We start from the raw sequence: 12,406 nt of genomic DNA, 5'->3' as shown, positions 1-12,406 counted from the left end.
CAGTACTCTGCGACATCGCCGGATGGACCGTGTTCCGGCGCAGTCCGGAAAGCGTCTCAAGCACGACGTCAGCAAGCTCGTGGCGGCACCATCCATTGCGCATTCCGCACCTCGCCCTTACGGCGACCTGAGCGAGGCCGGCGTGGAGGACATCGCCGACTGTGCGGCTGTCGCCTGGGAGACCGTCACCCACAGCAGCGGAAGGAAAACACGCAGGATCGCAACACGGCGGGTCCTTACGTATCTGGCTCAGTTTCCGGGGAAGACTTGGCAGGATCGCTGGGTTGCCAGCGGCCTCGACGAACCCGGCAATCCGTTGAAAGAGCGGTTCGACCACGCCCCCCACAAGACCCAGGCAGCACTCGGCTTGCGTTGTCTGATCTGTCTCCGGGTCATCCAGCCGTCACTCCGCGCCGTACGCTCGAACGACTTCGTCGGGCTTGCGGAACAGTTCAGACATGTTCAGCGGGACAAGCACCTGGACAAGTTCTTCACGGCGGAGTCGGCCAGCGCCCACAGCCTCGGCCAGCAACGGACCTCGTTGTTCGACGTGACCCTCGCGCTGATCACTCAGGGAATCACCCTGGAGCATCTGACTCCCGAGGGGCTACTGCACTATTCGCTCGAGTGCCATAAGTACGGGCTGACCCGGGGCGCGTCCCCTGGAAGCAGCCGTTTCGCCGGCCACTCTGCCTGGGAAACACTGCACGGCATGGGCGTCTTCCCGACGGGGACGCCCCAACACCTCCGTGCTGTGCTGGTCTCCGGCCAGAAGTCCGTGACCGAGCTGGTGGACAGTTATCCCATCCGGTGCGGTGGGGTGCGGCAGCTGTTCATCGACTATCTCGAGCGACGTCGAACCGAGCTCGACTACAGCGCGCTGACCGGCCTGGCACAGCTTCTGGTCTCGGTGTTCTGGCAGAAAATCGAGGAGATCGCGCCCGAGCAAGCCGACCTCAGCCTGTCAAACGATGTCTACCAGAAATGGAGAGAAGAGGTCAGCTTCGTCGGAAAGGAGCGAGACCAACCGCGCCGGACCCTGGACTCCGTCCTCCTCCAGGTCCGGGGGTTCTACCTTGATCTGCAGAGCTGGGCTCTTGAAGAGCCAGAACGGTGGGGCGTCTGGGCGGTACCGTGCCCCGTCCCCCGGCACGAGGTGCGCTCCGCGCGAAGCGGCCGCCGCAGGGCGAAGGAACGCACCGACAACCGCATCCGTGAACGGCAGCCCCTTCTGCCCACGCTGGTTGAGCACGTGGAGGAGAAACACAGGAAGTCGCGCGCCCTTCTCCAGGCCGCAGCGGGTATCCCACCCGGCGAAGAGTTCGCTCATGCCGGCCGCTCCTACCGCCGGACGAACAGCCGAGCTGACCAGGCGAAGGCTCGCCACTCCAAAGCGCCGGTGCGTGTGGAGGACCTCGCCACCGGCGAAGCAATTCATGCCGAAGGCGCAGAAGAAGACGCCTTCTGGGATTGGGCCTACGTGGAGACACTGAGGCTGAGCGGGGTACGGATCGAGGAACTTGTCGAGCTGACACAGCTCAGCATCCGGCAGTACCAAAGGCCGAACGGCGAGGTGGTCGCCCTCCTGGTCATCGCGCCGTCGAAAACCGACCGAGAGCGTGTCATCCCCATGTCGGCAGAGCTCTTCCACGTGATCGCATCTGTGATTCGTCGCCATATCACCGGAGAGCAGAGGTCCGTTCCCCTTCTTCAACGCTATGACGCGCACGAGCGACAGTGGTCTGCATCCATGCCCTTCCTGTTCCAACGGGGCTCACGTGGCGGCCGAGGCGTGATCAGCCCTCACACCATCGCCAATCGGATCAGGACACTTTGCCACGAACTCGCCGAATCGAACCCGGCCTTCGTCGGCCTGACGTTCGCCCCTCATGATTTCCGCAGGTTGTTCGCTACCGAGATCATCAATAACGGGCTCCCCATCCATATCGGTGCGGCACTGCTGGGCCACTTGAACATCGAAACCACCGGCGGATATGTAGCCGTCTTCAACGAGGATGTCGTACGCCACTATCAGGAATACCTGGCACGACGTCGGGCTGCGCGCCCTGTCGAAGAGTACCGATCGGCAACGACCGATGAGTGGGACGAGTTCCAAGAGCACTTCGACCGCCGCAAGGTTGAACTGGGAAATTGTGCCCGCCCCTACGGCACACCTTGCCAGCATGAGCATGCTTGTCTGCGATGCCCAATGCTTCAGGTGAATCCCAAAATGCTGCCACGTCTGAACGAATTGGAAGAAGATCTGGAAGCCCGCAGGAAGCAAGCAGAGAGCGAGGGCTGGCTGGGTGAGATCGAAGGCATCGACCTCACACTGCAGTTCCTGCGCGAGAAACGGAAGCAGGCTCAGAGGTCTGAGCAGCCGGGCCGCTCAGTCGACCTCGGGATTCCTTCCATGCTGCCCCGTCCCTGATCGGCAGAATACGAAACCAACGCGGCTCCTGCACCGGCGGGTTGAGACTTCGAACACTCCCCCAACGGCGCAGGAGCCTCGTGCGTTGCGCATCCCACCAGCCTGACCCGACCGGTGGTCACGCTGAAAGGCTCGCTGAGATTCATGTCGCTTGCCGTCCCGTGAGACTGCCGAGAGGACCGAACCGCAGGTGATCGCGCTGGAGGGGTGGCCGGTTGCCCGGTCGTATTCGGTTACATTCAGCCTGGTTGGAAGAACGCGAGCATTTTCTGGGCGGCGTCCGGCGACGTCAGCAATTCCTGCATGTCCGCGGACATCCGGGCGGCAGCACCGGTGCGTTCGAACATCTCGCGTTCGTATTCTTTGACGGCGGCGGGAACGTCGTCCGGGTGCGCGGCCAGCGCGAGACCGAGCAGGGCGCCGTCGAGCAGCGCCATGTTGGCGCCCTGTCCCACCGGCGGCATCAGGTGCGCGGCATCGCCGAGCAGCGTGACGCTTGGCGTCGACGGCCAGGTCAGGCCGACCGGGAGCGCGCTGATCGAGCGCGGCAAGACCGTGTCGTCGCAGGCCGCGATCAGCGCGGTGAACCGCGGGTCCCAGCCGGGGAGCAGCTCGATCAGCCGCGCTCGTGCGGCGGCCGGGTCGTCGAACGGGATCCCGCTGGTGGCGAACCAGTCCTCGGCGGTGTTGTAGAAGCTGAGGCCGATGCGAACGCGGCCGTCGCCGTTGCGCTGCGCCGCCAGGGACAGTCCGTTGCCGAGCACCCAGTAGTTGCCGCGCCCGACCATCGCCGCGAGTTCGGGGTGCGTGCGGTCGATATCGGGGATGCCGACCTCGACGACGTTCTGGCCGATGTGCGCCGGGCGTGCGTCGGTGAGCAACGGCCGGACCCGGGACTGCGCGCCGTCCGCGCCGACCAGCAGGTCATACGTCGCGCTGCTGCCGTCGGCGAAGCGCAGCAGGCCGTTGTCGGCGGACTCGAACGCGTGCCCCCAGCGCACCACGTCCCCGGGGAGCGAATCCAGCAGCAGGTTCCGCAGATCGGCGCGGTCGACCTCAGGTCGATCGAGCGGGGCGTCGTCGGGCGTGTCCTCCTGGAGCAGCAGGGTGCCATCCGGCTCGAGAAGACGCATGTCCTGGCCCTCACCACGGGCAATCGCATGGAACTGGTCGATCAGACCGGCCTCGCGCAGCGCCCGTTGGCCGGAGTGGATGTCGAGCATGCCGCCCTGACCGCGCGCACCGCGCGACGGTTCACGTTCATACACGACGGCGTCGACGCCGTTCACGTGCAGCACCCGTGCAAAAACCAAGCCGCCCAGGCCCGCTCCGATGATGGCGATGGTCATGGTTACCTCTGTTTCATCATGTCGCCTGTTGACGGGACATCAGCCTCTGGTCCGCGCCGGCCGACGGCGGCCCGCCACCGACAGGTTCCGGTCCGCTGATCAACCGGTTCACCGGCGGAGCCGGGGCGCGAGGGCCGTACGCAGGGCCTTGGCCACGTTGCTCGCGGCGGATCCGTCCTCTTCTCTGGGTTCCGGTTCCAGCGTTCGCTGGAGCTGCACCAGCAGCTGGTTGGTCGACCGCCAGAGCGGGACGAACATGCCGACCACCGGCCCGACGCCCCGGATCGGACTGTCGGACAGCTCCGTGACCTTCTTGGCGAGCGTGATCGTCGTCGGGTCCCGCAGGATCAGGTGCACCTCGTCGTCGACCAGCCGGATTTCCATCTTTCGCGCGGCGGTCTCCTCCGGGTTCGCATCCGTGGTCGTCTCCGGATCCAGTTCGTCGATCTTGGCGGCGACCGCGTCCGGGTCGACCCCGAGTTCGCGCAGCACCCTGGACGCCATGCTGTTCTCCGTCTGCAGCATCGCCTCCAGCAGGTGATGGCTGCCGACCGGTGCGCCACCGGCCAGCGCGCTGGCGGTGGACACCGTGTCCTCGGTGGCGGGTGTGCCGGCCGGCCATGGGCCGGCCGTGACGTCCTGTGATCCCTCCGACGACGCGAGTACCGCGGCACGGATCTTGTCGATCGGATCGATCCGCTCGGCGAGCACCTGCGCGCCGACGCCCTCACCTTCGCTGACCAGGGCGAGCAGGATGTGTTCCGTATCGATGTCGTTGTGGTGCAGCTGCCGCGCCTCGCGCAGGGCGAGTTCCAGTGTCTTCTTAGCGCCCGGCGCGAAGGGGATGTGGCCGCTCAGCTCCTTCGTGCCGGGCTTGACCACCGCGGTGATGTCGGCCCGCGCCGCCTCCTTGTCGTACCCGAGCCGGTGCAGCACTTTCGCCGCCGTGCCGTCCGGCACGTCGAGCAGCCCCAACAGGACGTGCTCCGTGCCGATGTGGTCGTGCTTGAGCTTCCTCGCCTGCTCCTGGGCCGCTACGACCGCCTGGCGGGCCTTCACCGTGAACCTCTCGAAAGTCATGCTTCCATGCTCTCAACCCTGTCAATACACTGTTATTGATAGGGTCACCATGCTGAAGGGAGGGTGTCATGGAGACACCGTCGGACTGGGAGGACCGGCTCACGCGCTGGCAGAACGAGCTGGAGTTGTTCGAGCAGCTGGACGAGGCACCCTGGGTGACGCTGGCCAAGGCGGAGGCGGAGACCGGCGTCTCCCGCTCGGCCCTGCGGTCCTGGTACCGCAACGGCGAAATCCAGTCCCGGCTGGCGGACGGCCCGAACGGCCCGCAGCGACTGGTCCGGCTGGACGCGGTGATCGAGCGCGCCGCCGCGTCACCGCGCATCCAGCGCAGGGCGGAACGGGAAGTCAGCCTGGAAGCCCAAGTCACCCTGCTACGGCACCGGGTAGACCAGCTTGAGCTGCGGCTGGCCGCGCTGGAGCGGAAGTGACTGCTTGCAGCGACGGTCACCCTCGCGGGTGACCATGGGCATGATGACCCACTCGACCCGGGCGTGAGGCAGGTCGAGTGCGGCAAGGCAGGCAACCAACAGGACTCCTGTGCTGGTGAGTTGAGACTTGAAGGCAGCCGTGGCGCTGTCACGATCGGACGAGGGTCGCCGGCCTCACCGAGCCAGGCCATCTTGCGGCGATTCGATCGAGGACCGGTTCAAGTCGGCGGGCGCTTTCCGTCTGCCGATCGAAGGTGAGCTGCTGGCCGGAGAGCCGAACGGTCGTCAGATCCTCTGCTCTCAGGGAGAGAGCTGTTACCCGTGCCCGCTGAAGTCCCAAGGCATCGTGCAGCGCTTGTGCAGTGCCCGCCAGTACCGGAGTGTGAGCCGTGGGTTCTGGAAGCACTCGCGTCCGGGTGGTCGTAGACCGATCCGCGTAATGAACTGTGAGCGTAAGCGTGCGGGCCACCTGGCCGTCCGTTCGCAATTGCCTGCCGATATCAACGGCAAGTTCAAGTAGCGCGCTTCGGCGTATGGATCCATCGATCTCATGCCTGTCGAATCGCAATTCAGCACTGGTTGACCTGGGCGGAGCGTGCGGTACCACGCGTGTCCGGTCGATGCCACGGGCCCGTTCGTGCACAAGACGGCCCATCTTGGCACCCAGGATCCTCTGCAGGATGGCCTCAGAAGTTCCTGCCACCTTACCGATACTGTCCAACCCGTACTCGCAGAGCACGCGAGCCGTCTTCGGCCCCACTCCGTACAGGACCGCCACTGGTTTTGGATTCAGGAAACCGGAGATTCCCTGTGGGGTATCCGCGATACAGCGAACAGCACCTGGCGGTCCGTGCTGCCCGGCCATCCTGGCGAGCATGGGATTGGGAGCCACACCGACAGCGCAGTCAAGGCCGTGCAACGCCAGCGTACGCACACGCACCAGTCGCGCGATCTCAACAGCGTCGCAATCGAAATAGCGAACGCTCCCACTCACATCCGCCAATACGGCGTCGGGAGGAACGGCCTCGACAACCGGGGTGATGTCGCCCAGTACCTGAAGAAGTGTCTCCCATGTTTCCCGAGGCGGCCCTGGCGCCTGGATATAGATAACGGCCATCTCGATCACCCTGCGCTTCCAGGACTGGAGTGCCAGAACTTTCCGCCCCCCATGGAGTCACCGCCGGCGGGCCTGAGATCCGCCCATGGATCCATTTCGACGCCGTTGGCCACTTGAATCGTTCGACCAGGCTTTCTCGTCTCAGGGGCAGGGTGCTCCTGACGCTCCGCCAATCGGTCCGCCACAGCATCGAGACCTCCGGACCGGCGCAACTCCGCCAGTTCCATCAGATCCCACGCGGCAGAGCCGACAACACTGAGCGAACGCGGCCCACGGCGTTGGACTTTCCCGCGGACCAGCAGCAGCCAGCTGTGAAAGATCGTGTGCGCGCAGTCGGCTTGGTTGTCGGCGAAGAAAGCCAGGTCTATCAGGCCGGTCGAGTCGTCGAGGGTGACGAAGATGATCCGCTGCGGCTCCCGCGCGGTCGCTTCCCCGTACGGGCTTGACTTGGTGCGGTGAAGGACCGGCGGGGTCTGGGTGGCTGCCTTGGCGCCCGCGACCAGCACGGTGTCCCCGTGCCGTGCCTCGCGCAGCCGCTTGGCGGAGACCGTGCCGAGCTCCTTCAGGAAGGCGTGGTGATCGTCCATCAGGTGGCGGGAGACATCCATGCTCAGGACGCCCAGCTCGGCGCTGAGGCGTTCCGCGTCGTCCAGGTCGGGCAGGCCGATGGAGCCGGTCCGGTGTCCGCCGCCGAGCGGCAGCTGCGCGCCGGGGCCCGCGCCCCGCTGGGCGCGGTGCAGTTCGGACAGGTGCAGCAGCAGATCGCGCCGGTTGGCGCCGAACGCGTCCAACGCGCCCACCCGGGCCAGCCGTTCGGCGGCCGGCCTGCCCGGCCTGGCGCGCTGCCAGAAGTCGAGCAGCGAGGTGTAGGGCTGTCCGGCCTCGATCCGGGCGACCTCGGCCGCGCCGATGCCGTGGACGTCCGAGAGCGCGAGCCGCACCCCCCAGACGCCCTCCCCACCCTCATCATCGGACACCAGTTCGATTCGATGGGTGGCCGCCGACCGGTTCACATCCAGTCCCAGCACCGGCACCCCGCGCCGCCGCGCGTCCGCGAGCAGCAGCCGCTTCGGGTACATCCCGGGGTCATGGGTGAGCAGCCCGGCGTAGAAGGCCGCCGGGTGGTGCGCCTTGAGCCAGGCCGACTGGTACGTCGGTACGGCGAAGGCGACCGCGTGCGCCTTGCAGAAGCCGTAACTGCCGAACGCCTCGATGATCTCCCAGGTGCGGGCCGTCACTTCGGCGTCGTAGCCCTTCTCCGTCGCCCGCAGCGCGAACCACGTCCTGATCCGGTCCTGCGATTCGGGGTCGGAGAGCCCGCGCCGCACCCGGTCGGCCTCGTCCCGGCCGCAGCCGGTCATGATGTCGACCATCTCGATGATCTGCTCGTGGAAGACGACCACCCCGTACGTCTCGCGCAGCGGCCCTTCCAGATCGGGGTGCGGGTAGCGCACGGGGGCCCGGCCGTGCCGGGCCTCGATGAACGGCCGCACCATGTCGGCGGCGACCGGTCCGGGGCGGAACAGCGAGATGTCGACCACCAGGTCGTGGAAGCCGGCCGGCTGGAGCCTGCCGACCAGGTCGCGCTGGCCCGGCGACTCGATCTGGAAGCAGCCCAGCGTCTCGGCGCTCCTGATCATCCGGTACGTCTCCGGGTCGTCCGGCTCCACGGCGTCCAGGTCCACGGCCTGTCCCGAGGCCCGTCCGATCTCCGTGACCGCGTGCGCCATCGCCGACTGCATCCGTACGCCCAGCACATCGAGCTTGAGCAGCCCCAGGTCCTCCACGTCCTCCTTGTCGAACTGCACCATCGGAAAGCCCTCGCCGCTGGTGGGCACGGTGGGCACCCGGCGCAGCAGCGTGGCGTCCGACAGGAGCACCCCGCACGGGTGCATGGCGATGCCGCGCGGCAGTGCGTCCAGCGCCTCCACCAGCTCCCAGAGCCGTCCGTACCGGTCCTTCTCCCGTGCCACTTCGCGCAGTTCGGGCAGTTCTTCCATGGCCGCGCGGGCGTCGCGGGCCCGGATGTGCGGGAAGGCCTTGGCGAGCCGGTCGGTCTCGGCCGGGTCCATGGAGAGCGCGGCGCCCACGTCCCGGATGGCGTGGCGCACCCGGTAGGTCTCCGGCATGGCTACGGTCGCGACCCGCTCGGCGCCGAAGCGTTCGATGATCGCGCGGTAGACGTCGAGCCTGCGGGCGGACTCCACGTCGATGTCGATGTCCGGCAGCACGAAGCGGCGCCTGGAAAGGAAGCGCTCCATCAGCAGCCCGTGCTCGACCGGATCGGCGTGCGCGATCCCGAGGAGGTGGTTGACCAGGGATCCCGCACCGGAGCCCCGGGCGGCGACCCGTACCTTCATCTCCCGTACGTCGTCCACCACTTGAGCGACCGTCAGGAAGTAGGAGGCGAAGCCGTGGTACGCGATGACGTCCAGCTCCTGGTGCATCCGCTCCCAGTAGTCGCGCCTGCGGTCGTAGCCGCGCACAACCATGCCGGCGGCGGCGCGGGAGGCCAGCACCCGCTGGGCGGTGCGCCGCCCGGCGCCGACGAGTTCCGGTTCGGGGAAGTGGACCGAGCCGAGACCGAGGTGGTCCTCGGGGTCGACGGCACAGGCGTCGGCGGTGCGCCGGGTCTCCGCGAGCAGCCGCGCCCCGGCGTCCTTGCCGAGACCGGCGGCGGAGGCGATCCGCTCCGCGGTCTCCTTCATCGCGCGGGCGTCCTTCAGCCAGCGCTCCCCGCTGTCGAGCGGGGCCCGGCGGGGGTCGACGGGGACCAGCCGACGGGCCGCGTCGAGCACATCGGCGACCGGGCCCTGCCCGGCGTCGGCGTACCGTACGGCGTTGGTCAGCACGGCCCGCACTCCCTGCTCGGCGGCGAGGCCGACGGTACGGGCGGCGAGCCGCAGCGAGCCGGGTCCGGTGCCTTCACGCCCGTGGTGGACGGCTTCGAGGCGCAGGTCGTCGCCGTAGATCTCCCGCCAGCAGGCGAGCAGCGCCGCGGCCCGGTCCGGGCGGCCGGCGGCCAGCGCCCTGCCGACGTCGGAGGCGGGGCCGAGCAGCACGGTGAGCCCTTGGGCGGGCAGATCGGCCCGGCCGACCAGGGGCCGTCCCGCACCGTCGGGCGCGGGGGCGTGGGCGGCGGTGACGAGACGGCACAGCTCCGCCCAGCCCCGGGCGCCGTCCCGGGCGAGGAAGGTGATCCGGGGTGCGGATTCGTCGATGAAGGCGCCGCCACGGACCGGGGTCCGCGGGCGCTGCGCGGGCCCGCCGGTTCTCGTATGCTCCGCCTTCGCGGGTCCCACCGCGAGCTCCACCCCGAAGAGCGGCCGTATCCCGGCTTCCGCGCAGGCCTTGGCGAAGCGGACCGTGCCCGCGAGGGTGTCCCGGTCGGTCAGCGCCAGCGCGTCCATTCCCCGCTCGGCGGCGCGCTCCGCCAGCCGCTCCGGGTGCGAGGCCCCGTACCGCAGGGAGAACCCGGAAACGGTATGCAGATGCGTGAACCCTGGCATCTGCACCTCCTGGACCGATCCGTACTCACCACCCCCTCCGCTCCACCATAGACCAAGTTTCGAACATTCGTGCGATACCCCGGACGCGGAACCTCTCCGTCCCCCGGACCGGTGGCCCGAGAGGCGCCCGGTCAGCCATTCGGCCCTGCCCCGCCTGCACGAACAACCGGCGCCCCGGAGCGTGGGGGCATGACTTTCGTCGACGAGGTGAAGAACGCCGTCACTCCACGGGCCGCACTGCTCGTCATCGGTGTGCTCGGACTGCAGCTGCTGTTCATCGCGTCCTACGTCGGGGCGCTGCACAACCCGAAGCCGACCGACGTACCCTTCGGCGTCGTCGCGCCGCGGCAGGTCTCCGCACAGCTCCTCACCGACCTGAAGAACCTTCCCGGCGGCCCGCTGGACCCCCGCACGCTCGCCGACGCGGCCACCGCCCGCGAACAGATCCTCGACCGCAGGATCGACGGCGCCCTGATCGTCAACCCCAAGGGCACGACCGACACCGTGCTGGTCGCCTCCGGCGGCGGCACCTCGATGGCCACCACCCTGACGAAGATCGTCACGGAGGTCGACCGGACCCAGCAGCGCACGGTGCGGGCGGTGGACCTGGCCCCGGCCTCCGGCCAGGACTTCAACGGCATCTCGTCGTTCTACCTGGTCGTGGGCTGGTGCGTCGGCGGCTACCTCTGCGCCTCGATCCTGGCGATCAGCGCGGGCGCCAAGCCCGCCAACCGTCAGCGCGCGGTGATCCGGACCGGCGTCATGGCGCTGTACTCGATCGCGGGCGGGATCGGCGGCGCGATCATCATCGGCCCGATCCTCGGTGCCCTGCCCGGAAGCTTCTGGGGCCTGTCGGGCCTGGGCACGCTGACCGTCTTCGCGGTCGGCATGATCACCCTCGCCCTCCAGGCCCTCACCGGCATCGTCGGCATCGGCCTGGCCGTCCTGATCGTGGTGATCGCGGGCAACCCGAGCGCCGGCGGCGCCTACCCGCTGCCGATGCTCCCGGACTTCTGGCGGGCGATCGGTCCCGCACTGCCACCCGGGGCGGGCACCTGGGTGGCCCGCTCGATCGCCTACTTCAGGGGCAACGCGGTCACCGGCTCCCTGCTGGTGCTGTCCGCATGGGCGGTGGTGGGCACGGCCATCACCCTCCTGGTCGCCGCCCGCCGCAAACCGGAGGAACTCACCGGCGAACGGCCGCCGTTCGGCTCGAAGCCGCTTCCCTGACCGCCCCGCCCCTCCTCGGCCGCTTCCGCGCGTGGAGACGGCCGCCCTCCCCCATGGGAGCGGCCGCTCTCACAACACCCCTCGCCGTCCGGGCCGGCCCCGTCATTTCAGCGTCCCCGCCAGTTTCTCCAGCCTGCGGGCGAGTTCGTCCCCCTGGCCCGCGACCTTGGTGGCCTTGCCGGACCAGAAGTCCGGGCCCGTCAGCCGCCCGTACCGCTCGACCCACGACGCGGCCTCACGGTCCATCCGCTCGGCCTTCGTCCGTACGTCGGCGTCCGCCGGCGCCGCGAGCGCGTTCAGCTCGTCCACCAAGCGCTGGACCTTCCGCACCAACGGGCTGGTACTCCGCCCGGACCGGCGGTCCGCCCCGGTGGCGGGCCGCGGAGCGGGAACGGCCACCGGAGGAACCGGGGACGCCTCCACGACGGGGCGACGGCTCGCACGCCTCAGCCCCCGCGCACCTGGGACCAGCAACCCCTCGGGCGTCATCACGCAGGCGTCGAGCGGCACCCAGTCGGTACTGCGCCGCGCTTCCTCCGCCCTGATCCGGATGCGCCTCGCCACCCCCTGCGTCTCGCAGCGGAAGCGCAGCACACAGCCGTTCGCCGCGTACATCTCCGCCACGGTCTCCGGGTGCGCGGAACCCGGCCCGAAGACCCAGTCCAGGCTTGCCGCGTCGCGGGCCAGTTCCTCACGCGCCGAACGCCATTCGGGGTGTGACAGCCTCCGGAACTGGAAACGCACCCGCTGCCGGCTGTCACGGACCCGGAGGTCGACGGCGTCACCCGGGCCCGAGCCCAGATCACGCAGCACGGCGCGTGCGTCGATACCGCTGCCGCGGGCCCAGAGGGCGAGGTCCTGCTTGACGAAGAGATGGTCCGCGCTGTCCGCGCCGTTGGCATCGCGATGACAGGAGGCGTTCGGCGCGTGGGCGAAGTGGCAGACCTTGTCCACGTAGAGCCGGTCGGACAACTTGCCGCCGCAGCCACCGAGCTGGGTGCCGCACCAGTACGTGTACGCCGGATGCCGTCGACGCAGCCGCCGGAGCTCGTCGGCCTCCTGCGGCAGCACGATGCCCATACCCGATGAGGCGCTCCCGATGACCGCGGTCTGCACCAGCCGGCGATCCGATTCAGACATACCGCCCCTACCCCTGCCAATCCACTCCCACCGACACAAACATTGAAGCATGCACGTAGTTCACAACGAAGATCGGTCCGGGCGGAAACACCTGGCGGATCGGGGCAGCGGAAGCTACGCTG

The 12,406-nt window shown here is 68.5% G+C and carries 8 protein-coding genes and 1 pseudogene; 3 read left to right on the top strand and 6 right to left on the bottom strand.

The genetic code is table 11. The features are described from left to right. The first annotated feature begins 22 nt into the window (after positions 1 to 22). Positions 23 to 2,431, top strand: a complete 2,409-nt coding sequence (locus EES42_RS14265) for a tyrosine-type recombinase/integrase (RefSeq protein WP_124718607.1) — start codon at positions 23 to 25, stop codon at positions 2,429 to 2,431. Positions 2,432 to 2,670: 239 nt separating this feature from the next. Here EES42_RS14265 and EES42_RS14260 read toward each other — a convergent pair whose 3' ends face one another. Both EES42_RS14260 and EES42_RS14255 read right to left on the bottom strand, forming a co-directional pair. Beyond that, positions 2,671 to 3,780 (bottom strand): FAD-dependent oxidoreductase, encoded by a 1,110-nt coding sequence (locus tag EES42_RS14260; RefSeq protein WP_124718606.1) that lies wholly within the window; start codon positions 3,778 to 3,780, stop codon positions 2,671 to 2,673. A gap of 108 nt (positions 3,781 to 3,888) precedes the next feature. Continuing rightward, positions 3,889 to 4,860, bottom strand: a complete 972-nt coding sequence (locus tag EES42_RS14255) for a Clp protease N-terminal domain-containing protein (protein WP_124718605.1) — start codon at positions 4,858 to 4,860, stop codon at positions 3,889 to 3,891. Between the two features lie 68 nt (positions 4,861 to 4,928). Here EES42_RS14255 and EES42_RS14250 point away from each other — a divergent pair, with 68 nt between their 5' ends. Then, the gene (locus tag EES42_RS14250; RefSeq protein WP_124718604.1) at positions 4,929 to 5,288 is read left to right on the top strand and encodes an excisionase; all 360 of its coding nucleotides are present in this window, start codon (positions 4,929 to 4,931) and stop codon (positions 5,286 to 5,288) included. A gap of 3 nt (positions 5,289 to 5,291) precedes the next feature. On the opposite strand, the pseudogene EES42_RS14245 reads toward EES42_RS14250, so the two are convergent. From EES42_RS14245 to EES42_RS14235, 3 genes and pseudogenes are all read right to left on the bottom strand, one after another. After that, positions 5,292 to 5,387: pseudogene (locus EES42_RS14245) on the bottom strand (IS5/IS1182 family transposase); the annotation flags it as partial. Positions 5,388 to 5,436: 49 nt separating this feature from the next. Next, on the bottom strand, positions 5,437 to 6,405 hold the full coding sequence (locus EES42_RS14240) for a DNA polymerase Y family protein (protein WP_124719361.1): 969 nt from the start codon (positions 6,403 to 6,405) through the stop codon (positions 5,437 to 5,439). A gap of 5 nt (positions 6,406 to 6,410) precedes the next feature. Then, the gene (locus tag EES42_RS14235; protein WP_124718603.1) at positions 6,411 to 9,914 is read right to left on the bottom strand and encodes a DNA polymerase III subunit alpha; all 3,504 of its coding nucleotides are present in this window, start codon (positions 9,912 to 9,914) and stop codon (positions 6,411 to 6,413) included. A 189-nt stretch (positions 9,915 to 10,103) separates the two neighbouring features. On the opposite strand from EES42_RS14235, the gene EES42_RS14230 reads away from it, so the two are divergent. Further along, positions 10,104 to 11,144, top strand: a complete 1,041-nt coding sequence (locus tag EES42_RS14230) for a DUF3533 domain-containing protein (protein ID WP_124718602.1) — start codon at positions 10,104 to 10,106, stop codon at positions 11,142 to 11,144. 102 nt (positions 11,145 to 11,246) lie between these two features. Here EES42_RS14230 and EES42_RS14225 read toward each other — a convergent pair whose 3' ends face one another. Beyond that, a complete protein-coding gene (locus EES42_RS14225) occupies positions 11,247 to 12,284 on the bottom strand; it encodes a hypothetical protein (RefSeq protein WP_124718601.1) in 1,038 nt (345 codons plus the stop codon). Positions 12,285 to 12,406: the final 122 nt, after the last annotated feature.

This window comes from Streptomyces sp. ADI95-17, assembly GCF_003846175.1.
GTDB lineage: Bacteria > Actinomycetota > Actinomycetes > Streptomycetales > Streptomycetaceae > Streptomyces > Streptomyces sanglieri.
The sequence above is the reverse complement of the archived record's forward strand: the minus strand, read 5'-3'. Positions and strand labels throughout refer to the sequence as shown.

Bases quoted from the DNA above. Each gene is read 5' to 3' on its own strand.
- EES42_RS14240 (WP_124719361.1), bottom strand. From the start codon at position 6,405: ATGGCCGTTATCTATATCCAGGCGCCAGGGCCGCCTCGGGAAACATGG.
- EES42_RS14265 (WP_124718607.1), top strand. From the start codon at position 23: ATGGACCGTGTTCCGGCGCAGTCCGGAAAGCGTCTCAAGCACGACGTC.
- EES42_RS14255 (WP_124718605.1), bottom strand. From the start codon at position 4,860: ATGACTTTCGAGAGGTTCACGGTGAAGGCCCGCCAGGCGGTCGTAGCG.
- EES42_RS14225 (WP_124718601.1), bottom strand. From the start codon at position 12,284: ATGTCTGAATCGGATCGCCGGCTGGTGCAGACCGCGGTCATCGGGAGC.
- EES42_RS14235 (WP_124718603.1), bottom strand. From the start codon at position 9,914: ATGCCAGGGTTCACGCATCTGCATACCGTTTCCGGGTTCTCCCTGCGG.
- EES42_RS14260 (WP_124718606.1), bottom strand. From the start codon at position 3,780: ATGACCATCGCCATCATCGGAGCGGGCCTGGGCGGCTTGGTTTTTGCA.
- EES42_RS14250 (WP_124718604.1), top strand. From the start codon at position 4,929: ATGGAGACACCGTCGGACTGGGAGGACCGGCTCACGCGCTGGCAGAAC.
- EES42_RS14230 (WP_124718602.1), top strand. From the start codon at position 10,104: ATGACTTTCGTCGACGAGGTGAAGAACGCCGTCACTCCACGGGCCGCA.